The 22,992-nt window shown below is 68.9% G+C and carries 14 protein-coding genes and 1 riboswitch; of the genes, 9 read left to right on the top strand and 5 right to left on the bottom strand.

Translation table 11 applies throughout. The features are described from left to right. Positions 1-3: 3 nt before the first annotated feature. Positions 4-618, bottom strand: a complete 615-nt coding sequence (locus tag ISP17_RS03675; RefSeq protein WP_404630158.1) for a homoserine/threonine efflux transporter — start codon at positions 616-618, stop codon at positions 4-6. Between the two features lie 242 nt (positions 619-860). On the opposite strand from ISP17_RS03675, the gene ISP17_RS03670 reads away from it, so the two are divergent. The 4 genes from ISP17_RS03670 to metK all read left to right on the top strand — a co-directional run bounded on the left by ISP17_RS03670 (position 861) and on the right by metK (position 5,983). Then, positions 861-2,132 (top strand): nucleoside permease, encoded by a 1,272-nt coding sequence (locus ISP17_RS03670; protein WP_404630157.1) that lies wholly within the window; start codon positions 861-863, stop codon positions 2,130-2,132. Positions 2,133-2,199: 67 nt separating this feature from the next. Then, entirely contained in the window at positions 2,200-3,198 is a 999-nt protein-coding gene (gene dusB / locus ISP17_RS03665) for a tRNA dihydrouridine synthase DusB (RefSeq protein ID WP_404630156.1), read from the top strand. A gap of 93 nt (positions 3,199-3,291) precedes the next feature. After that, the gene (locus ISP17_RS03660; protein WP_404630155.1) at positions 3,292-4,644 is read left to right on the top strand and encodes a GGDEF domain-containing protein; all 1,353 of its coding nucleotides are present in this window, start codon (positions 3,292-3,294) and stop codon (positions 4,642-4,644) included. A 139-nt stretch (positions 4,645-4,783) separates the two neighbouring features. Next, positions 4,784-5,983 (top strand): methionine adenosyltransferase, encoded by a 1,200-nt coding sequence (gene metK / locus ISP17_RS03655; RefSeq protein WP_404630154.1) that lies wholly within the window; start codon positions 4,784-4,786, stop codon positions 5,981-5,983. 125 nt (positions 5,984-6,108) lie between these two features. Here the strand turns inward: metK and ISP17_RS03650 are convergent, their stop codons facing one another. After that, positions 6,109-8,967: a serine/threonine-protein kinase gene (locus ISP17_RS03650; RefSeq protein ID WP_404630153.1), complete on the bottom strand. Its 2,859-nt coding sequence runs from the start codon at positions 8,965-8,967 to the stop codon at positions 6,109-6,111. 59 nt (positions 8,968-9,026) lie between these two features. Continuing rightward, positions 9,027-9,629, bottom strand: a complete 603-nt coding sequence (locus ISP17_RS03645) for a class I SAM-dependent methyltransferase (protein ID WP_404630152.1) — start codon at positions 9,627-9,629, stop codon at positions 9,027-9,029. 100 nt (positions 9,630-9,729) lie between these two features. On the opposite strand from ISP17_RS03645, the gene ISP17_RS03640 reads away from it, so the two are divergent. The 4 genes from ISP17_RS03640 to ISP17_RS03625 all read left to right on the top strand — a co-directional run bounded on the left by ISP17_RS03640 (position 9,730) and on the right by ISP17_RS03625 (position 17,745). Next, positions 9,730-11,610, top strand: a complete 1,881-nt coding sequence (locus ISP17_RS03640) for an ATP-binding cassette domain-containing protein (protein ID WP_404630151.1) — start codon at positions 9,730-9,732, stop codon at positions 11,608-11,610. A gap of 273 nt (positions 11,611-11,883) precedes the next feature. Continuing rightward, a complete protein-coding gene (locus tag ISP17_RS03635) occupies positions 11,884-13,437 on the top strand; it encodes an efflux transporter outer membrane subunit (RefSeq protein WP_404630150.1) in 1,554 nt (517 codons plus the stop codon). Next, complete coding sequence (locus ISP17_RS03630) at positions 13,427-14,623, top strand: efflux RND transporter periplasmic adaptor subunit (RefSeq protein ID WP_404630149.1); 1,197 nt, start codon at positions 13,427-13,429, stop codon at positions 14,621-14,623. The genes ISP17_RS03635 and ISP17_RS03630 overlap by 11 nt, the downstream gene beginning before the upstream one ends. Beyond that, the gene (locus tag ISP17_RS03625) at positions 14,620-17,745 is read left to right on the top strand and encodes an efflux RND transporter permease subunit (RefSeq protein ID WP_404630148.1); all 3,126 of its coding nucleotides are present in this window, start codon (positions 14,620-14,622) and stop codon (positions 17,743-17,745) included. The genes ISP17_RS03630 and ISP17_RS03625 overlap by 4 nt, the downstream gene beginning before the upstream one ends. A gap of 36 nt (positions 17,746-17,781) precedes the next feature. Here ISP17_RS03625 and ISP17_RS03620 read toward each other — a convergent pair whose 3' ends face one another. Both ISP17_RS03620 and ppc read right to left on the bottom strand, forming a co-directional pair. Continuing rightward, on the bottom strand, positions 17,782-18,405 hold the full coding sequence (locus tag ISP17_RS03620; protein WP_404630147.1) for a TIGR00645 family protein: 624 nt from the start codon (positions 18,403-18,405) through the stop codon (positions 17,782-17,784). 98 nt (positions 18,406-18,503) lie between these two features. Further along, positions 18,504-21,245 (bottom strand): phosphoenolpyruvate carboxylase, encoded by a 2,742-nt coding sequence (ppc, locus tag ISP17_RS03615; protein ID WP_404630146.1) that lies wholly within the window; start codon positions 21,243-21,245, stop codon positions 18,504-18,506. A 132-nt stretch (positions 21,246-21,377) separates the two neighbouring features. Continuing rightward, a riboswitch (S-adenosyl-L-homocysteine riboswitch) is annotated at positions 21,378-21,500 on the top strand. A 38-nt stretch (positions 21,501-21,538) separates the two neighbouring features. On the opposite strand from ppc, the gene ahcY reads away from it, so the two are divergent. Then, a complete protein-coding gene (gene ahcY / locus ISP17_RS03610; RefSeq protein WP_404630145.1) occupies positions 21,539-22,984 on the top strand; it encodes an adenosylhomocysteinase in 1,446 nt (481 codons plus the stop codon). Positions 22,985-22,992 lie beyond the last annotated feature (8 nt).

Below are 22,992 nucleotides of genomic sequence, written 5' to 3'. Positions count from 1 at the left end.
CGCCTAACCCAGCATCAGCTGCAGGCCGAACAGCACGAACACGCCACCGGCCAGGCCGTCGATGACGCGCGCCTTGCGCAGATAGGCGCGCCGCATCGGCGGCAGCGCGAACAGCGTGGCCACCAGTGCGAACCACGCCAGCGACTCCACCGCCACCAGTATCCAGAGTTGCCAGCGCGTGGCGGTGGTCACCGCCGGACCGACCAGCGCTGAAAACACGCTGGCGAAATACACCACGGCCTTGGGATTGGCGAGATTGGTGAGCAGGCCGGCGCGCAGGCTGCGCCAGGCGCCGGCCGGGAGCGGAGCCGAACCGCCGGATGCCGCAGCAGCCGGGCGCCACGCCGCGCGCAGCAGCTGCCACCCCATCCACAGCAGGTAGGCGCCGCCGGCGATGGCCACCGTGCGCTGCAGCCACGCGAGCCGGTGCAACAGCACGTGCAGTCCCAGCAGCGCCAGCGCGGCCCACACCGCGATGCCCAACGCGATACCCAGCACGCCGGCCATCGCCTGCGCGCGCGAACGGCTGGCCGCAGTCTGCGAGACGAACAGGAAATCCGGGCCGGGGCTGGCCAACGCCAGCAGGTGCACCAGGGCGATCGTGAGGAACAGCGGCATGGGGGCGAAACCGGGGCGACGGGGCGTCGCAGTGTAGACCGCCGCGCACAGCTCGCGGCGCAGCTTGCCCGGCGCGTGCCCGCTCCTCTACGCTGACCTGCGCCCTCGGCCCGCTGGCGCGGGCCGGCTTGCGGGGAATGCCCTCAGCTCACGAACCGATCGAACCTGCGGCGCAACCTGTCGCGTTCGACCCGGCGCGTGCCAGCGGCGCCCCTTGTCCACCTGCCGCACGAAGAGCCCCGATGAGCATCAAGTTCCGCCTGGTCGTGATGAATTTCCTGCAGTTCTTCGTCTGGGGATCGTGGCTGATCACCATCGGCGCGTACTGGTTCCAGAACAAGCACTGGGGCGGCGCGCAGTTCGGCGCGATTTTCTCCACCATGGGCATCGCCTCGGTGTTCATGCCCTCGCTGATGGGCGTGGTGGCGGACAAGTGGATCAACGCCGAGAAGCTCTACGGAATACTGCACATCCTCGGCGCAATCGTGCTTTGCATCGTGCCGACGATCGACCAGCCCGGCGTGCTGTTCTGGGTGATGCTGGTGAACATGTGCTGCTACATGCCCACCATTGCGCTGTCATACGCGGTGGCCTACAACGCGCTCAAGCGTGACGGGCTGGACGTGGTGACCCACTTCCCGCCGATCCGCGTGTGGGGCACGGTGGGTTTCATCGCGGCACTGTGGACAGTGAGCCTGCTGCACCTTGAAACCACCTCCGGCCAGTTCTACGTCGCCGCCGGCGCGGCGCTGGTGCTGGGCCTGTACGCATTCGCCCTGCCGCCCTGCCCACCCAAGCTCGAGCGCATCGCCTCCAGCCGCTCGCTGCTGGACACGCTGGGCCTGACCTCGTTCAAGCTGTTCAAGAACGCGAAGATGGCGATCTTCTTCATCTTCGCGATGCTGCTGGGTGCCTCGCTGCAGTTGACCAACGCCTACGGCGACACCTTCCTGCACGACTTCGCCACCGAGCCGGCGTACGCGGGCCTGATTGCGGTGAAGTACCCGGCGATCATCATGTCGATCTCGCAGGTGTCCGAAACGCTGTTCATCCTAGCCATCCCGTTCTTTCTCAAGCGCTTCGGCATCAAGACGGTGATGTTCATCTCAATGGCCGCGTGGGCGCTGCGCTTCGGCCTGTTCGCCTACGGCAACCCGGGCCCTGGGCTGTGGATGATCGTGCTGTCGTGCATCGTCTACGGCATGGCGTTCGACTTCTTCAACATCTCCGGCTCGCTGTTCGTGGAGTCGCAGAGCGACCCGGCGATCCGCGCCAGCGCGCAGGGCCTGTTCATGATGATGACGAACGGCGTCGGCGCGGTGCTGGGCAGCTCGATCTCCGGCGTGGTGATCGAGGCGTTCTTCACCGCACCTGACGGAGCCAAGGACTGGCACGGCATCTGGATCAGCTTCGCCGCGTATTCGGCGGTGGTCGCGATCGCGTTCCTGATCCTGTTCCGGCACAAGCACGTACGCCCGGCGCCTAGCGAAGTCGAAGCCAGCCTCGCGCACTGACCATCCTTGCAGGAAGCCCACAGGGTGCGCTCCTACAGGGCCGATCATGGGCCGCTACAATAGGCGGATGCAGATCGGCCCCTACCGCATCGACCCGCCCGTGGTGCTCGCCCCCATGGCGGGCGTCACCGACAAGCCGTTCCGCCTGCTGTGCAAGCGGCTTGGCGCGGGGCTGGCCGTGTCCGAAATGACCACCGCCGACCCCACGCTGTGGCACACCCGCAAGTCGCTGCGGCGCATGGACCACGCGGGCGAACCCGAGCCGGTGAGCGTGCAGATCGCCGGCTACGATCCGGCGATGCTGGCGGAGGCGGCGCGCTTCAACGTGGCCAACGGCGCGCAGATCATCGACATCAACATGGGCTGCCCGGCCAAGAAGGTGTGCAACGTGTGGTCCGGCTCGGCGCTGCTGCAGGACGAGCCGCTGGTGGCGCGCATCTGCAAGGCGGTGGCGGAGGCGGTCGAGATACCGGTCACCCTGAAGATCCGCACCGGCTGGGATCGCGACCACAAGAACGCGCTGCGCATCGCCCGCATCGCCGAGGACAGCGGCATCGCCGCGCTGTCGGTTCACGGGCGCACCCGCGCGGACAAATACGAAGGCGAAGCGGAATACGAAACCATCGCCGCGGTGAAGGCTTCCGTGCGCATCCCGGTGCTGGCCAACGGCGACATCAGCACGCCGCAGCGGGCGAAGCACGTGCTCGACGTCACCGGCGCCGATGCGGTGATGATCGGCCGCGGCGCGCAGGGCCGGCCTTGGATCTTCCGCGAGATCGCGCATTACCTCGCCACCGGCGAGACGCTGCCGGAGCCCACCCCGGATGAAGTCGCCGCGATCCTGCTCGGCCATCTGGAACATCTGCACGCGTTCTATGGCGAGCTGGCCGGCGTGCGCATCGCGCGCAAGCATCTGGGCTGGTACGCCAAGGACCGTCCGGAAAACGCCGCCTTCCGCCAGGTGGTGAATCGGGCCGAGACGGCGCACGAGCAGCTCGCGCTCACGCGCCGATATTTCGCCGCGCTCGCCGCCGGCGATCTCGCTGCGTGCGATGTCGCCGCCTGAGCGAGCGCGGCGCCAAGGGGAGCGAGTCCCGGTAGGCACCGATCACCGCGGGCGCGTACGATAGCCCGTCCGCCGAAAGCCAATCGCCCTCCCATGGAAGCCAGTCCCCCCACGCGCGCGCAGCAGGAAGCGGTCGAGCGGCTCGAACGCAGCGAGGCGCGCTGGCTGCGGCTGGATGCGCTGCTGCGCCGGCTGGTCACGCGGCTGACCTACGCCGCCGACGGTCGCGTCGCCGCGCTGGATATCAGCCTGGGCAACATCCGCCGCCAGGTGCGCGATGCGGTCGACGAGCCGGCGCTGGAGGCGCTGTTGTCCGAGCTGGGCGAGGCGATCAAGGCGCTGGACGAACCGCTGCCGTCCGCCGCCGCCCGCGGCGGCGCGCCTGATCCGCATCCGTTCACCGAGTCCCTCTCCACCGGCCAGGTGCTGCTCGCCCTGGTCGACCGGCTGCGGCTGGACGACGACGCGGTGGCGCGGCTGAACGCGCTGCGCGACACCATCCTGGCCAGCGCCGATGCGGCCACGCTGGCGGTACAGGCCGAGGCCGTCGCCTCGCTGGTCAACCGCCACTGCCGCCGCATCGGCGAGGCCCGCGCCGCCGCCGAGCGGCTGCTCAAGCATGTCACCGAACAGCTGGAAGAGCTGGCCGTCTACCTCGCCCGCGAGGACATGTCCCATCGCGACGGCGAAAGCGCACGCGACCAGCTCGACCACGAGGTGCTGGGCGAAATCACCGCGCTGGAAGCCCACGTTGCGCAGGCGCAGGAACTGGGCGCGCTGCAGGTCGAGGTGCAGCAGCGTCTCGGGGCGATCAGCGGGCACCTGAAGACCTTCCGCCAGCGCGAAGCTGCGCGCGAGCGCGAGTGGCAGGCGCGCACCGAGCAGATGGGCCAGCGCATCCGCGAACTGGAGCGCTCGGCGCAGGCGATGGAAGCCACGCTGCGCCACGAGCAGGCGCTGGCCTCCACCGATCCCCTCACCGGCGTGGCCAACCGGCTGGTGTTCGAGCAGCACATGGCCGATGCCTGCCTGCGCATTGCGCAGGGTGGTGGCGAGACCGCCCTGCTGGTGCTGGACATCGACCGTTTCAAGGAGATCAACGACAGCTTCGGCCACGCCGCCGGCGATCGCGCGCTGCGTATCGTCGCCGAGCAGCTGCGCGCCGGCCTGCGCTCGGACGACCTGCTGGCCCGCTACGGCGGCGAGGAGTTCGTGGTGGTGCTCTCCGGCGTGGGTGCGGAGGCCGCCATGCGCGTGGCCGAATCGCTGCGCAAACGGATCGAAAGCCTGGGCTTCCACGGGCAGCAGCGGCCGGTGCGCATCACGCTCTCGTGCGGCGTCACCGTGCTGCGCGGCGACGACTCGCCAGACACCGCCTTCGAACGCGCGGACAGCGCGCTGTACCGCGCCAAGCGTGGCGGCCGCAACCGCAGCGAGCTGCTCTGAACGCCACGCCGTGCGGCCGTCCAGACGGCTGAACGAAACGGGCGCGGCCCGCGGCGCCCGCCCTGCAAAGCCGAACCGACCGTTGTATGATGCGCGACCGTTTCTATCTCTTTATCCGAAAGGAAGGATATATCCCACGATGAGCAGCCATCTCTTCACCTCCGAGTCGGTCTCCGAAGGCCACCCGGACAAGGTCGCCGACCAGATTTCCGATGCCGTCCTCGACGCGATCCTCGCGCAGGATCCGCGCGCGCGCGTTGCCTGCGAGACCCTGGTGAAGACCGGCGTGGCCATCGTGGCCGGCGAGGTCACCACCAGCGCGTGGATCGACCTCGAAGCGCTGACCCGCAAGGTCATCGTCGACATCGGCTACAACTCCTCCGAGGTCGGATTCGACGGCGAGACCTGCGGCGTGCTCAACCTGATCGGCAAGCAGTCGCCCGACATCAACCAGGGCGTGGACCGCAAGAAGCCCGAGGAACAGGGCGCCGGCGACCAGGGCCTGATGTTCGGCTACGCCACCAACGAGACCAAGGACTTCATGCCGGCGGCGATCTACTACTCGCACCGCCTGGTCGAGCAGCAGGCGAAGGTCCGCAAGAAGAAGAACTCGCCGCTGCCGTGGCTGCGCCCGGACGCCAAGAGCCAGGTCACCCTGCGCTACGAGAACGGCACCGCCACAGCGATCGACGCCGTGGTGCTGTCGACCCAGCACGACCCGGGCGTCAAGCAGAAGGACCTGATCGAGGCCGTGCGTGAGCACATCCTCAAGCCCGTGCTGCCGGCCAAGTGGCTGCACAAGGGCACCAAGTTCCACATCAACCCGACCGGCAAGTTCGTGATCGGCGGGCCGGTGGGCGACTGCGGCCTGACCGGCCGCAAGATCATCGTCGACACCTACGGCGGCTGGGCCCGCCATGGCGGCGGCGCGTTCTCGGGCAAGGATCCGTCCAAGGTCGACCGCTCGGCCGCCTACGCGGCGCGCTACGTGGCCAAGAACATCGTGGCCGCGGGCATCGCCGACCGCTGCGAGGTGCAGGTGAGCTACGCCATCGGCGTGGCCGAACCGACCTCGATCTCGGTCACCACCTTCGGCACCGGCAAGATCGCCGACGACAAGATCGAGAAGCTGATCCGCAAGCACTTCGACCTGCGTCCGTACGGCATCATCAAGATGCTCGACCTGATCCACCCGATGTACCAGCAGACCGCCAGCTACGGCCACTTCGGCCGCACGCCGTACGAGGTGAAGGCCGCCGACGGCAGCACCTACACCGCGTTCTCCTGGGAAAAGACCGACAAGGCCGACGCGCTGCGCGCCGACGCCAAGCTGAAGTAACCGGCACGCCGGTCGTTCGCCCCGGGCAAAGCGCTGCCGGGGCGACATCGAGAGAAGTACCGGAACGGGCCGCCAAAGCGGCCCGTTCTGTTTTCATGCATCCGATTCACCGCATGCACCAGTGCTCAGGGAGTGAGCGGCGCCTTGGCCAGGCCCAGCACACTCAACGCCGACTGCCGCACGTCCTTCAGACTGGCGTTGAGGGTGGCCGGATCCTTCGCGACGATCGGATCCAGATAGCGCTGGCGTAGCGCCAATGCGGCGCGGGCGTCATGCAAGTGATCGAGCACCTCGTACAGGCGTGAGGCGGTCTCCACCGTCAGCGCATCGTCGGTGCCGAGCCGCTTGTCGCGCCCGACCAGCGCTTTCTCGTAGGGTGCACGGGCCTCGGCCCAATGGCCGGCATCCACCTCGATGTCGCCCAGCAGGCCGTAGGTAGCGAACACGATCGGATGCGCGGGGCCGAGCACGCGCTGCTGCCCAGCCAGGGTCAATTGGGCCTCGCGTACGGCTTCCGCGTACTGCCCGTCGTAGCTCAGCAGGTTAGCGAGACTGCCGTGCGCCATCAGCGTATCCGGATGGTCCTCGCCCAACTGCTGCTGATGCGCTGCGAGGATCTGCCGCTCCAATTCGATCGCCTGGGCCATGAAACGATGCCGTATCGCCGAATCGTCGCTGGCGTTGCCGCGCTTGGCCAGCAGACGCACCTGCAGCGTCATGGAGGCGATGGTGTCGGGATGCTCCGGGCCCAGCACGCGTCGGCGTGCGTCGATCAAGCGCTGCAGGTCGGCGCCAGCTGGGTCGAAGGCGGCCTCATCCTGCGCCAGGTACACCTCGTCCATCGCCACCATGTGCTGCGCGCGTAGGGTGTCCGGGTGGTCGGCTCCCAGCCGCTTCAGTCGAACTGCCGCCACCTCGCGTGCCAGCACCAGCGACTGTTCGAAGTTGTGCCGGTAATGCTGCAACTGGGCAAGCGTCACCATCGCGTCGAGGGTCTCGCGCGCCTCGGCGCCGAAGGTGGTGCGATCGAGCGCCACCAGCGGTTCGGCCTGGGCCAGCGCTTCATCGCGCCGCCCCATCCCGATCAGCGTGGTGATCAGGTCGCGGCGCAGGCGCAGCAGTTCCGGATCGGTGGCGGGCAGCCGCTGGCCGAGCGCGTCGAACATGGCCTGCTGCAGCTTTTCCGCCTCGGGCAGACGTCCCTGTGCCACCAGCACGCGAGCGTGTCCGGCTTCGGCTTGTATCCGCAGCGGGTCGGTGAATGGCCGTGCCGAGGCGGCACCGAGAGCGCTGGCATACAGCGTTGCGGCAGACGTCGTGTCGCCCTGGCGCAGTCGCACGCCGGCCAGATCGAGGCGCGTGCCTAGCAGCGCCGGGGCGTCGTTGGGCGCCAGCCGCTGCCGCGTGGCCAGCACCTTGCCCAGTTCGGCCGCTGCATGCGAATAGCTGCCGATGCCGACCAGTACGCGTGCCAGCGACTGCCGCATGTCGGCGGCGAGCAGCGGCGCATCGGCGAAATCGTGATCGAGGCGATCCAGCGCGTGGGTCACCACGAAGGTGTCCAGCGCATGCCGCGCGACGTCGGTGGAGCCGGCCTCCGATGCATCCGTCTTGGCCCGCTGCGCCTGCGCGATGGCATGCCCCATCGCGTCGATGTCCACGCTGTCGAGCGCGGTCTGCTGGAAATCGACGATGCGTTCGAGCTGGTGCTGGCGCTGCTCGGCGAGCTGCTGGGCCAGCCGCGTCTCGCGCAGGGACAGCAGCGTGCTGAACAGTCCGGCCACTACCGCCAAAAGCACCGCCGCGCCGGCCGCCAGCGGCCAGCGGTTGCGCTGCAGGTAGCGCCGCATGCGATACCACTGCCGCCCGCGCCGCGCCTGTACCGGGCGGCACTCCAGAAAGCGCTGCAGATCCGCGGACAACGCCGCGACGCCGGGATAGCGGTCGTCCACCTTGCGCCTTAGCGCCTTGAGCACGATCGCATCGAGATCGCGCGGCACCGCGCGCGTCCGCACCGGCGGCTGGCCAGCCTCCTGACGCGCGAGCCGCGCGGCTCGACTCGGCGGCAGCACGTCGCCGGTGACGATCGCGTTCGACAGCAAGTGCGGCGTGACCAGGTGCTGGTACGGGCGACGGCCGGCCACCAGCTGGTAGAGCACCACGCCGAGCGAATAGACGTCCGCGGCGGTGGTTAGCGGCAGGCGCTCGATCTGCTCGGGGCTGGCGTAGGCCAGCGTCATCGCATGGGCGGCGGTCGCTGTCACCAGCAGCTCGGCCTGACCGTCCAGGATGCGCGCGATGCCAAAATCCAGCAGCTTCGGCGTGCCGTCCTCGGTGACCAGGATGTTCGCCGGCTTGATGTCGCGATGGATGATCAGGTTGCGGTGCGCATACTCCACCGCGGCACAGACCTTCAGGAACAGCGCGATACGCGCGGGCAGATCCAGCGCGTGGCGATCGCACCACGCATCGATCCGCTCGCCCTGCACGTACTCCATCGCCAGGAACGGTTTGCCGTCGGCCAGCGCGCCGCCGTCGAGCAACCTCGCGATGCCGGGATGCTCCAGCCGCGCCAGCAGCTTGCGCTCCTGGCTGAAGCGCTCGGTGAGGATCGGCGAGCCTTCGGCCGCGGCAGTGAGCAGCTTGAGCGCCACCTGCTGGGTGAAGTCGCCGTCGCAGCGCTCGGCCAGGTACACCGTGCCCATGCCGCCTTCGCCCAGATGACGCAGCAGCCGGTAGTGGCGTGGCCCGTTGGCCTGCGCATCGTGCCCGCTGAGGTCGGGCGAAACTGCCGACAGCACTGGCAGCGTGGCGGTGTGGGTGGCATCGAGCGCCTGCAGCATCCAGCGTAGCTCGCGCTCGAGTGCATCGTCGCCTGCGCACGCATCGGCAATGAACGCATCGCGCTCGTCCGCCGACAGCTCGGCGGCCTGCAGCGCGAGGCGCTTGGCCTCGACGTAACGATCGGTCAGTGCCCCCTGCATCGCCCTTCCCCCGAAAGGTCTCTCGCCGCCACGCCGCACCGGCGGCGCAGCATCGTGTCTCAGCCCGGCTTGCGCGCCACCAGGTCGATCAGTGCCGAAATGCCGCGATGCCCGCTGCCCTCGTGGATCTCGGCGTCGTACGCGGCTAGGTGCTCGATCGCCAGGTCGGCGAACGCCCCGCGCAGCATCGCCTCGGTATACAGGTTGGCGACCTCCGACGGCCCACCCGTGCCATAGCCGAGCTGCTCCGGCCGATAGCCCTCCAGCAGCAGCACGCCACCCGGCTTCAGCGCTGCGCTCATGCCGGCAAACAGGCGCGTGCGCAGTGCAGGATCGGCGAACTGGATGAAGATCGCAGCGATCACGTCGAAGCGTTCGCGGCCGAAGTCCCAGCTCGACAGGTCGGCCAGCTCCCAGGCCATGCGCACACCGCGCTCGGCGGCGAGGCGACGGCTCTTGGCCAGCGCCACGTCGGAGGCGTCCACCGCCAGCACGTCCAGCCCCTGCTCGGCCAACCACACACCGTTGCGGCCCTCGCCGTCGGCCACCGCCAACGCCGTGCCGTGCTGCGGCAGGCGGGCGCGCTGGGCCACGAGGAACGTGTTCGGCGCGGTGCCGAACAGGAAATCCTCGCCCGCGTAGCGTTCGTTCCAGCGATTCATGCCGATTCCCGGTGGAAAGCCGGCGAAGTCTAGACCAGCCGGACCCGGGCCGCATGGCCCGTTCCAGCGGAACACCGGGCCCGCCCCGTACAATGGGCGGATGTCTCTTATCCAATTGCAGAACGTCGACTTCTCTATCGGCGGCCCCCTCCTGCTCGAACACGTCGATCTGTCGATCGAGCGCAACGAGCGCGTGTGCATCGTCGGTCGCAACGGCGAAGGCAAATCCACCCTGATGAAGCTGATCGCCGGCGAGCTGCAGGCCGACGACGGCGAGATCCGCGTGCAGAACGGCGTGGTGATCGCGCGCATGGCGCAGGAAGTGCCGCAGGGCACGGAAGGCACCGTGTTCGACGTGGTCTCCGAAGGCCTGGGCGACCTCGGCCGCCTGCTGGCGCGCTACCACCACCTGCTGCACGAGGGCGACTTCGACGCGCTCGGCGACGTGCAGCACGAAATCGAGGCGCAGCACGGCTGGGATCTGGATCGTCGGGTCACCGAGGTGATCACCAAGCTCGAACTCCCCGCCGACACCGACTTCAACGCGCTCTCCGGCGGCATGAAGCGCCGCGTGCTGCTGGCGCAGGCGCTGGTGCGCAAGCCCGATGTACTGCTGCTGGACGAGCCCACCAACCACCTCGACATCGAGGCGATCGGCTGGCTGGAAAACTTCCTCAAGCAGTTCGAAGGCAGCATCCTGTTCGTCACCCATGACCGCAGCTTCCTGCGTGCGCTGGCCACCCGCATCGTCGAGATCGACCGCGGCGCGCTCACCGACTGGCCGGGCGACTACGACAACTACCTGCGCCGCCGCGAGGAGCGCCTGCACGCCGAATCGCAGGCCAACGCGCTGTTCGACAAGAAGCTGGCACAGGAAGAAGTGTGGATCCGCCAGGGCATCAAGGCCCGGCGCACCCGCAACGAGGGCCGCGTGCGCGCGCTGAAAGCGCTGCGCAACGAGCGCGCCGAGCGGCGCAACCTCAGCGGCAACGTGAAGATGACCGCGGCCAATGCGCAGGCCTCGGGCAAGAAGGTGATCGACCTCGAGCACGTGCACCAGGCCTACGACGGCCGCGTACTGATCGACGACTTCAGCACCACCATCATGCGCGGTGACCGCATCGGCATCATCGGCCCGAACGGCGCCGGCAAGAGCACCCTCCTGAAGATCATGCTGGGCGAGCTGAAGCCGCAGCGAGGCACCGCCGAGCTGGGCACCGGCATCCAGGTCGCCTACTTCGACCAGCATCGCCTGCAGCTCAACGACAAGCTCAACGCGCTGGACAACGTGGCCGAGGGCCGCGAGTTCATCGAGCTCAACGGCGCGCGCAAGCACATCATCGGCTACCTGCAGGATTTCCTGTTCTCGCCCGAACGCGCCCGCGCGCCGATCACCCGGCTGTCCGGCGGCGAGCGCAACCGCCTGCTGCTGGCCAAGCTGTTCGCGCAGCCGTCGAATCTGCTGGTCATGGACGAACCGACCAACGACCTCGACGTCGAGACGCTGGAGCTGCTGGAAGAACTGCTCACCGACTACCAGGGAACGCTGCTGCTGGTCTCGCACGACCGCGCCTTCCTCGACAACGTGGTCTCCAGCACCCTGGTGCTGGAGGGCAACGGGCAGATCGGCGAATACGTGGGCGGTTACAGCGACTGGCTACGCCAGCGCCCGACCGCGGCGGCAGCCGTTGCAGCCGCTGCCGCAAAACCCGGCCTCACCCGCACCGATCCGCCTGCGGCGCCCGCTCCCGCAGCGGCGCCGAAGCGCAAGCTCAGCTTCAAGGACCAGCGCGAGCTGGAGCTGCTGCCCAAGCGCATCGAGGAGCTGGAAACGGAGATCGCCAAGCGCGGCGAGGCGATGACCGATCCGGCCTTCTTCAAGCAGGACAGCGCCAAGATCACCGCGGCCAACGAAGCCGTCGCCAAGCTGCAGGCCGAGCTGGAAGCGGCCTACGCGCGCTGGAGCGAGCTGGACGGCTGAGCATGTCACGGGCCACGCCAAAGGGCTTAGCCAGTGAGGGGCTCGACGGCAAGATCGAAGGACGGCAGTCGCCACGGCGCGCGCGATCCGGCGAGCGATGGGATGCCACGCGTCCGGCCGTCTCGCCCCGCCGCGACGGTTGCCAGCGCAGCTAATCCGCCAAGCGGCGCAAGCATTTGTCTCCGCAGGATTTTGCGATTGTCCCCGGACCTTCCCTCAGCGATTGATACGTTATAGCGTTGCGCGCTGATTCTCGCCCCGAAGGCCGTCCGGATGCCCTCTTCCAGGCTCAACGCAAGCGCCCCGGCCGCGGCCATCGCGCACTCGCCGAAGGCGTGGCTGCGCGTGGGCGCGCTGGCCGCCACGTTCGCGCTGGCCGGTTGCGCGGTCGGCCCCGACTTCAAGCCGCCGGCAGCCCGTGCCAGCGACAGCTATGCCGCCCACTCGCCACACGCGACCGCCGGCACGCCCAACGTCACCGCCGGTGCCGCGCAGCACTTCGAACGGGGCGCCGAACTGCCGGCGGACTGGTGGACGCTGTTCCGCTCGGCGCCGCTCGATGCACTGATCAGGCAGGCGCTGGCGAACAACCATGACCTCAAGGCCGCGCAGGCGGCCCTCACCGTGGCGCATGAGACCACGCTGTCCGGCCGCGGCGCGTACGCGCCCAGCGTGAGCGCCGGCATCTCGGCCAGCCGCGAGCAGGATCCGCCCGGCGCGCTGGCGCCGGTGCCGAGCTCCAACGCCTACCTCTACAACCTGTTCACTCCGCAGGTGAGCGTGTCGTACGTGCCGGACGTGTTCGGCCTCAACCGCCGCACGGTGGAGTCGCTCGCCGCGCAGGAAGACGCCGCGCGCTACCAGCTGCTCGCCACGCAGATCACGCTGAGCGCCAACGTGGTGGCCGCGGCGGTGCAGGAAGCCTCGCTGCAGGCACAGCTCGATGCCACGCAGCAGCTGGTGGCGATCAACCGGCACATGCTGGAGATCCTCCAGCGCCAGTTCGCCAAGGGCTACGCCAGCCGGCTCGATGTGGCGGCGCAGACGACGCAGCTGGCGCAGGTCAACGCGACGTTGCCGCCGCTGGTGATGCAGCTGCAACAGCAGCAGCATCTGCTGGCGGTGCTGGTCGGCCGCACGCCCGGCGAGGCGCCCCCGGCGACGTTCACGCTGGACGGTTTCACCCTGCCCGAGGCCCTGCCGCTCAGCCTGCCCTCCGCGCTGGTGGCGCAGCGTCCGGACGTGCTGCAGGCGCAGGCCAACCTGCATGTGGCCAGTGCGCAGATCGGCGTGGCCGAGGCGAGCCGGCTGCCGCAGATCGAGCTCACCGCCAACGCCGGCCGCACCGCGCTGGCGATCGGCGAGGTGTTCAAGCCCGGCTCGGGCTTCTGGAACCTCGGCGCCGCGATCAGCGCGCCGATCTTCCAGGGCGGCGCGCTGATGCATCAGGAGCGCGCCGCGAAGGCCGCCTACGTGCAGGCCGCCGAGCAGTACCGCGGCACCGTGCTCACCGCCTTCCAGAACGTCGCCGACGTGCTCTCCGCCCTGCAGCAGGACGCCGAGGGCCTGAAGGCCGCCGCCACCGCGGCGGACGCGGCAAAGATCACGCTCGACCTCTCCCAGCGCCAGTGGAAGGACGGCTACGCCGGCTACCTCGCCGTGCTCAGCGCCGAGCAGAGCTACCAGCAGGCCCGCATTGCGCTGGTGCAGGCGCAGGCCAGCCGGCTGGCGGACTCCGCCGCGCTGTTCCAGGCGCTCGGCGGCGGCTGGTGGCAGGCCACGCACGCATCCCAGACCACCTCCGTCCGGAACCACGATGAAAAGTAATCCCCCCGGCACGACGCCCGCTTCCGTCCGCGTGAACCGGTGGCCGCGTGCGCTCGCCCTCGGCGTGCTCGCCGCGTCCGGCGCCGCGTTCATCGCCGGCTGTTCGCATGCCCCCGATGAAGCCGCCGGCGCCGCGGCCGTCACCGCACGCAACGTCACGCTCACGCCCCCGCAGCGCCAGCACATCCACCTGCAGGCGGTGGCTGCCGGCGCCTTCCACGCCAGCGTGCACACCACCGGCCGGGTCGATTTCGACAACGAGCGCGCGACCAGCGTGCTGGCCCCGTTCACCGGACCGGTGACGCGCCTGCTGGTGGCCCCCGGCGACACTGTCGCCAGGGGCCAGGTGCTGGCCACGGTGGACTCGTCCGACTTCGCCGCGGCGCTCGGCGCGTACAGCAAGGCGCTGGTGGCCGCGCGCAACGCGCGCCGCATCGCCGACATGGACGCCGACCTGGTCAAGCACGACGGCGTGTCCGCCCGCGAGGCCGCGCAGGCGTCCACCGACGCGGCCAGCGCCGAAGCCGACCGCGATGCCGCGCTGCAGGCCCTGCGCGCGCTGGGCGTCGACCCGGGCACGATCCAGGCGATCCAGTCCGGACGCCCCGTGGCGCATGCCGGCGGCGCGATCCGCGCGCCGATCGCCGGCACCGTGGTAGAGCGGCTGATCACGCCGGGCCAGCTGCTGCAGGCCGGCAGCACCGCCTGCTTCACCGTGGCCGACCTCTCGCGCATGTGGGTGATGGCCCAAGTGACGCCGGCCGAACTGGCCGCGGTGCACGTGGGCGACAGCGCCGAGATCACGACCAGTGCCGCCGGCGCCGCGCCGCTGACCGGCACGGTCACCAACATCGGCGGCGTGGTGAATGCCGACACCGGGCTGATCGACGTGCGCGTGGCGGTGGACAACCGCGACGGCTTGCTGAAAAAGCAGATGTACGTGGATGTGGCGCTGCGCGCGCAGCAGGCCAGCCACGCGCTGCTGGTGCCGGCGTCGGCGGTGCTTCGCGATGACGAGAACCTGCCCTTCGTCTACGTCGCCGAGGCCGACGGCGGCTTCGCGCGGCAGCACGTCACGCTGGGTGACCGCAGCCGCGACGACGTGGCCATCCGCGACGGCCTGAAGGCCGGGCAACAGGTGGTGGTCGACGGCGGCATCTTCGTCCAGTTCCTGCAAAACCAATGAGCGAGCCACTGCCCGGGGGCGAGACCCCCTCCCGCACCGCCTCGATCATGAACCGCATCGTGGCGGCCTCGCTGGGCCAGCGCCTGCTGGTGCTGCTGCTGGTGCTGCTGCTCGCCGGCGCCGGCCTGCATTCGCTCAGGCGGCTGCCGGTGGACGCGTACCCCGATCTCTCGCCGCCCGGCGTGGAACTGGTGACGCAGTGGCCCGGCCACGCCGCCGAGGAAGTGGAGCGGCTGATCACCGTACCGGTCGAGCGCGGCATGACCGGCATCCCGCGCACCACGGTGACGCGCTCGATCTCGCTGTACGGCCTGTCGGTGGTGAACATCACCTTCGCCGACGGCACCGACAACCACGTGGCGCGCCAGGCGGTGTTCAACCGCATGGGCGACCTCGGACTGCCCGACGGCGTGGCGCCCTCGGTGTCGCCGCTGTCGTCGCCCTCGGGGCTGATCTACCGCTACGTGCTGCAGAGCCCGGACCGCTCGCCGACCGAGCTGAAGACGATCGAGGACTGGACCGTGGAGCCGGCGTTCCGCGCCGTGCCCGGCGTGGCCGACGACTCCGGCTTCGGCGGCGGCACGCTGCAGTACCAGGTGCAGCTGGACCAGACCCGGCTGGCCGCGCTCGGCCTCACCGCCACCCAGGTGCAGGACGCGCTGGCGGCCAACAACGGCAACGCCGGCGGCGGCTTCTATTCGCAGGGCGGCCAGTTCTACTACGTGCGCGGCGAGGGCCGCATCAAGACGCTGGAAGACATCGGCAACGTCGTGCTGGCCCAGCACAACGGCACGCCGGTGCTGGTGAAGGATGTCGGCACGGTCACCACCGGCATCGCGCCGCGACTGGGCGAGTTCGGCTACCAGGACCAGGACGACGCAGTGGAAGGCGTGATCTTCCTGCGCACCGGCGAGAAGACCCAGGACGTGCTCCGGCGCGTCGAGGCGAAGACCCGCGAACTCAACGACCACGTGCTGCCGAAGGACGTGAAGATCGTGCCGTTCTACGACCGCAGCGAGCTGATCAGCCGCACCACCGACGTGGTGCGCGACAACCTGGTGCGCGGCATGCTGCTGGTGGTCGTGGTGCTGGTGTTTTTCCTGTACGACCTGCGCGCCGGGCTGATCGTGGCCACCACGATTCCGCTGGCGCTGCTGTTCGCCTTCGTCTGCCTGGATCTGCAGGGCGCCTCGGCCAACCTGCTGTCGATCGGCGCGATCGACTTCGGCATCCTGGTCGATGCGGCGGTGGTGATGGTGGAGAACATCTATCGCCAGCTGGCCGATCGCAAAGGCCAGGAGGTCGGCGTGGTCGAGGTGATCCGCGCCGCCGCGGCGGAGGTCGACCGCCCGCTGTTCTACGCGGTGGCGGTGATCGTGGTGAGCTTCCTGCCGATCTACGTGCTGTCCGGCCCGTCCGGCACGCTGTTCAAGCCGATGGCCGACACCATGATCTTCGCCCTGGTCGGCTCGCTGATCGTCACGCTGACGTTGCTGCCGGTACTGTGCTCGTGGTTCATGCGCAAGGGCGTGCGCGAGCGGCGCAACCGCGCGTTCGAGGCGATCAAGTCGGTGTACACGAAGGGCCTGGACTTCTGCCTGGCCCGCGCCCGCGGCACCGTGCTGGCCTCGGTGGTGCTGCTGGGCCTGTCGCTGCTGCTGATCCCGCGCATCGGCGCGGAGTTCATGCCGCACCTGGACGAGGGCGCGCTGTGGGTGCGCGCCACCATGCCGTACACCATCTCGTTCGACGAGGCGGCGAAGATCACCCCGCAGATCCGCGCGATCCTGCGCAGCTTCCCCGAGGTGACCACGGTCACCAACGAACTGGGCCGCCCCGACGACGGCACCGACCCCACCGGCTTCTTCAACGCCGAGTTCTTCGTGGCGCTCAAGCCCTACTCGCAATGGACCGGCAGCTACCGCAGCAAGCCCGCGCTGATCGAGGCGATGAACCGCAAGCTGGCGCAGTTCCCCGGCATCATCTTCAACTACACGCAGCCGGCCGAGGATGCGGTGGACGAGGCCGAGACGGGCCTCAAGAGCGCGCTGGCGGTGAAGGTGTTCGGGCCGGACCTGGCCACGCTGCAGGCCCGAGGCAAGGCGATCAAGCACGTGCTGGAGAAGGTACGCGGCATCCGCGACGTGACCCTGGTGCAGGAGCTCGGCCAACCCAGCCTGAGCATCGACATCCACCGCGCCGCGATCGCCCGCTACGGCCTCAACGTGGCCGACATCAACGGCCTGATCCAGACTGCGATCGGCGGCGATGTGGCTACCCAGGTGGTGCAGGGCGAGAAGGAGTTCGACCTGGTGGTGCGGCTCAAGAAGCAGTACCGCGACAACCCCGCGGCGATCGGCAACCTGCTGGTGGCGACGCCCGAGGGCAAGCAGATTCCGCTCAAGGTGCTGGCCGACATTCGCGTCACCGACGGCGCGTCCTTCATCTATCGCCAGGACAACTCGCGCTACATCGGCGTGCAGTTCTCGGTGCAGGGGCGCGACCTGGCCGGCGCGGTGGGTGACGCCATCTCGCAGGTGGACAAGCAGGTGAAGCTGCCGCAGGGCTACCGCGTGGACTGGGGCGGCGAGTACTCCGAGTACATGGCCTCCAGCGCGCAGTTGCGGATCATCGTGCCGCTCACCGTGGGGCTGATCTTCCTGCTGCTGTTCACCCTCTACAGCAACTTCAAGTTCCCCTTCATCACCGTGCTCGGCGTGGCGCTGTCGGCACCGGTCGGCGGCATCGTGGCGCTGTGGCTCACCGGCACGCCGTTCTCGGTGTCCTCGGGGATCGGCTTCCTGGCCCTGTTCGGCGTGTCGGTGCAGACCGCGGTGGTCTACATCTCCTACGTCAACGAACTGCGTCTGGGCGGCATGGCGCTGGCACCGGCGATCCGCGAGGCGGCGATCCTGCGCCTGCGCCCGATCATGATGACCGCGCTGGTCGCCGCGCTCGGCCTGCTGCCGGCGGCACTGGCCACCGGCGTGGGCACCGACACCCAGCGACCGTTTGCGCTGGTGATCGTCAGCGGCCTGTTCACCCGATTGCTGATCAGCGTGTTCCTGATGCCCGCCCTGTACGCCCTGGTCGCCCGGCCCGACGATCGCCTCGAGGTGTAGTTGTAGGAGCCCGCTCGCGGGCTCCTACAAAAGGCGTCAGTGGCCGTCGCGCACGCGGGTCACGCCGGCCTGCATGATCCGGTCGGTCCAGGCGATGCCGATGGCCGAGGCGATGAACACTACGTGGATGATCGTCTGCCACATCACGCCCACCGTAGTGAGCGTGGTGCACTTGAGCGCGCCGGCGGTGTTCATGGTGTCGGCCATCGTGGCAAGCACGTCGGGCGAACAGAACGGCAGGCCCTGCAGCGAACCGGCCGCGATGAAGGTCTTCAGCAGGTGGATCGAGGAGATGCCGATGATCGCCATCGCCAGCTTCACCTTCAGCACCGAGGCGTTGACGTGGCTGAGCCACTCCGGCTGATCGGGATGATCTTCCAGCCCCAGCCGCGAGACGAAGGTCTCGAAGCCGCCGACGATCACCATGATCAGCAGGTTGGAAATCATCACCACGTCGATCAGGCCCAGCACGATCAGCATGATCTCCTGCTCGCCCAGGTGCGACGCCTCGTGGATCAGGTGCCACAACTCCTTGCCGAACAGGAACACGTAGACGCACTGCGCCACGATCAGCCCCAGGTACAGCGGCACCTGCAGCCAGCGCGAGCTGAAGATGAAGAGGGCGAGCGGGTTGAGGCGGGGCGGCGGAACGTTGGGCATGACTGGACCGTGCATGGAGGAATGGATAGCAAAGCTTACGCAGATATAGCCCGCCGTGACCTCGCCCCACGTCGAGCGCAGGGCGAGTCGGGCCATGATCAGCCGGTGTTCTGCAGCCCCTGCGAGACGCCGTTGACGCAGGCGACCAGGGCGCGCAGCAGGGCGTCGTCCTCGCCGCCGGAGGCGCGCCAGCGCTTGAGCAGGTCGACCTGCAGCACGCTCATCGGGTCCACGTACGGGTTGCGCAGGCGGATCGACATGGCCAGTCGCGGCGCGCCTTCCAGCAGGGCGCGCTGGCCCTTGAGGCGCAGCAGCCAGTGGCAGGTGCGCTCGAACTCGTCGCGGATCAGCCCGAAGAACGGCGCGTGCAGCTCGCCGGACAGCTGCGAGAACGCCTCGGCGATGTCGAGATCGCACTTGGCCAGCACCATCTCGACGTCGTCGAGCATGTTGCTGAAGAACGGCCAGTCGCGCGCCATCTCGGCCAGCGCCGCTTCGCCGAACTCGGCCGCGCCCTGCTCCAGTGCGGTGCCCAGGCCATACCAGCCGGTGATGATCGAGCGGCACTGGGTCCATGAGAACACCCACGGAATCGCGCGCAGATCCTGCACGCCGCGCATGCTGCGGCGGCGCGAGGGACGCGAGCCGAGCGTCATGCGTTCGATCACGTCGATCGGCGTGGCGGTGCGGAAGTAGCTGACGAACCCATCACGGTCGACGAACGCGCGGTAGTGCGCGCGGCTGGCGGCGGAGAGCCGGTGCATGCGCTCGCGCCATTCGACTTCGCGCGGCTCGTCCTCGCGCGGGCGCAGGCTGGCACGCAGCACGGCGCCCACGGTCTGCTCCAGGTTGCGCAGCGCGAGCGCGCGGATGCCGTACTTGCGGTGGATCACCTCGCCCTGCTCGGTGACCCGCAGCACGCCGGCCACCGAACCGCGCGGCGAGGACATCAGCGCCGGCGTGATGCGTGCGCCGCCGCGGCTGGCCGAGCCGCCGCGACCGTGGAAGAAGGCGAGCTGGATGCCGGCCTCCTGCGCAATCTCCAGCAATTCCACCTGCGCCCGCTGCAGGCCCCAGCGCGAGGCCAGCGTGCCGCCGTCCTTGCCGCTGTCGGAGTAGCCGAGCATCACCCACTGGCGGTCGTTGCGGGCCTGCAGATGCGCGCGGTAGACCGGATCGGCGAGCAGCGCGCGCAGCGTGGCCGGCGCGTTCTTGAGGTCGTCGACGGTTTCGAAGAGGGGGGCGATGTCCAGAGGAACCGTGCTCTTCGTGCCGGCTTCCTCCCCTCGACCGGGAGACGGCGGTTCAATGAGCCCACCGTGGCGCGCGAGCGCCAGCACGGCGAGCACGTCGGCGGCGGTACGGGCCATCGAGATGATGTACAGGCCGATCGCCTCGGTGCCGTAGCGACGGCGCGCAACGCCGAGTTCCTCGAACACGGCGCGCATGCTGGCAGCGCTCTCTTCTTCCGAGGGCGCCAGCGTGGATTCGCCACCGGCGTAGGGATGCAGGCGCGCGACGCGATCTTCCGGGGTGCGATCGCCCCACTGCCCATCGCCCAGCAGCGCGGCGAGCGCGTCGTCGTGCACTTGCGAATCCTGGCGCACGTCGAGCCGCGCCAGGTGCAGGCCGAAGGTGCGCACGCGGCGGATCACGCGCTGCACGGCGTAGGCGCCGGCGTGCAGGCCGTGGTGCTCGATCAGGCTGCGGGCGATCAGTTCCAGATCGCCGGCCAGTTCATCGACCGAGGTGTAGCCCTCGGCGTGATCGTCTTCGAGGCTGGCTTCCAGCCGTGCGCCGATCAGGGTGAGCAGGGTGCGGTAGGGCATGTCGGCGTGGCGCGGGCGAATCTTCTTCGCCGCGGCGCGGAAGCGCGCGCGGTAGTCGTCCAGCCGGGCCGTCAGCTGCGGATCGACCGCCACGCGCCCCTGCGTCTGGCTGAGCAGGCGCGCCAGGCCGGCGACGTCTTCCATGTAGTGCTCGATCACATGCGCGCGCTGGCTGGCCAGGCTGGCCGCGATGGTGTCGGCACCCACGTTGGGGTTGCCGTCCATGTCGCCGCCGACCCAGGTGGCGAAGCTGAGCAGCCGCGGCATCGGCGCAGCCACGCCGTAGACCTGCTGCAACGCCTCGGCCAGCGCCTCATACAGCGCCGGCACGATGCGGTAGATCGGGTTGGCAAGGTAGAAGCCGACGTGGTGGTGTTCGTCCTGCACCGTGGGCTGCACCGGCGAGGCCTCGGCGGTCTGCCAGCCGGAAGACAGCGCCATGAAGATGCGGTCGTCGTCCTCCTTGCGCTCCTGCGGCGTGCGGGTGGGATCGAAGTTGTCCACCAGCGAGCGCACGATCGCCTGCTCCTTCTCCAGCAGCGAGCGACGCACCGCCTCGGTGGGATGCGCGGTGAACACCGGTTCGATGTGCAGGCGACCGAGCCAGTCGAGCAGTTCGTCGGCGGTGACGCCCTGCGCCTTGAGCGCAGTGAACACGTCGAGCAGGGATTCCGGCTGCGGCGCGCTGCCGGCGCGCTGGTAGTCGCGGCGGCGGCGGATGCGGTGCACGCGCTCGGCGATGTTGACCGCCTGGAAGTAGGTGGCGAAGGCGCGCGCCAGCGCCTCCGCTTCGTCGGGCTGCATGCCGCTCAGGGCACGATCCAGCAGGGCGACCGGCTCGTCTTCGCGGCGGCGGCGGATGGCGCTGGTGCGCACCGCCTCGACCCGCTCGAAGAACGCTTCGCCGCGCTGCTCGGCCAGCATCTGCCCGACCATCGCACCAATGCGGCTGACGTCCTCGCGCAGCGGGGCGTCGTGCGGCAGGTCGGGGGTTTCGGGCTGGAAGTGCATGGTGATCTCCGTGAGGTAACCGCCCAAGCCTAACGAAAAATGCTGCTTGTGCAGCAATTTTGCCGACTCCCCGGCCTGCGACCGCATGTGCGGGGGGCAGCGAGGCGCGCTTGCGGTTAGAATGGCGCGCTGCCCGCCGAGGGGCGCTGCGACCGTTTGCGACGGCGGCCTTGTCCGCCCTGCCCGCCTCCTTGAGGCCGGCACGCCATCCGGCCAGGCTCGGCGCGGCACGTTCCACAACGGCGCCCGGTTGCTTTCACGCGAAGCCTTTTCGCATCGAACCGGAGAAATGCATGAACGCTGTCACCCGCGACATCCCCCAGCACGACTACAAGATTGCCGACATCGGCCTGGCCGAGTTCGGCCGCAAGGAACTGGACATCGCCGAGCACGAGATGCCGGGCCTGATGTCGATCCGCAAGAAGTACGCCCCGAGTGCGCCGCTGAAGGGCGTGCGCGTGACCGGCTCGCTGCACATGACGATCCAGACCGCAGTGCTGATCGAGACGCTGAAGGACATCGGTGCCGACGTGCGCTGGGCCTCGTGCAACATCTTCTCCACCCAAGACCACGCCGCCGCAGCGATCGCCGCCACCGGCACCCCGGTGTTCGCCTGGAAGGGCGAGACGCTGGAGGAGTACTGGGACTGCACGCTGGACGCGCTGACCTTCCCCGGCAACGGCGCGGACACCTTCCTCGGCCCGCAGCTGGTGGTGGACGACGGCGGCGACGTGACGCTGCTGATCCACAAGGGCTACGAGCTGGAGAACGGTTCGGACTGGGTCAACTCGGCCTCGGAGAGCCACGAGGAGCAGGTGATCAAGAACCTGCTCAAGCGCGTGGCGAGCGAGCGCCCGGGTTTCTGGCACACCGTCGTGCGCGACTGGAAGGGCGTCTCCGAGGAGACCACCACCGGCGTGCACCGCCTGTACCAGATGCTGGAGGCCGGCAAGCTGCTGGTGCCGGCGATCAACGTCAACGACTCGGTCACCAAGAGCAAGTTCGACAACCTGTACGGCTGCCGCGAGTCGCTGGCCGACGGCCTGAAGCGCGCGATGGACGTGATGCTGGCCGGCAAGGTGGCCGTGGTGTGCGGCTACGGCGACGTCGGCAAGGGTTCGGCACACAGCCTGCGTGCGTACGGCGCGCGCGTGGTGGTGACCGAGATCGACCCGATCAACGCCCTGCAGGCGTCGATGGAAGGCTTCGAAGTGAACACGGTGGAGAGCACGCTGGGCCGCGGTGACATCTACGTCACCACCACCGGCAACAAGGACGTGCTGACCATCGAGCACCTGAGCCAGATGAAGGATCAGGCCATCGTCTGCAACATCGGCCACTTCGACAACGAGATCCAGGTCGACGCGCTGAACAAGTTCCCCGGCGTGACCAAGCTCAACATCAAGCCGCAGGTGGACAAGTACACGTTCAAGGACGGCCGCGCGATCTTCCTGCTGGCCGAAGGCCGCCTGGTGAACCTGGGTTGCGCCACCGGCCACCCGAGCTTCGTGATGTCCAACTCGTTCTCCAACCAGACGCTGGCGCAGATCGACCTGTGGGCGAACAAGGACAGCTACGAGAAGAAGGTCTACATCCTGCCCAAGAAGCTGGACGAGGAAGTGGCCCGCCTGCACCTGGAAAAGATCGGCGTGAAGCTGACCACGCTGACCGACGCCCAGGCCGCGTATCTGGGCGTGTCCAAGGAAGGCCCGTACAAGCCGGAGCACTACCGCTACTGATCGGTGTT

This window comes from Dyella ginsengisoli (assembly GCF_044904665.1).
In the GTDB taxonomy this organism is placed as follows: domain Bacteria; phylum Pseudomonadota; class Gammaproteobacteria; order Xanthomonadales; family Rhodanobacteraceae; genus Dyella_A; species Dyella_A ginsengisoli.
Note: the sequence above shows the minus strand (reverse complement) of the source record. Positions and strands in the feature narration are given on the sequence as shown.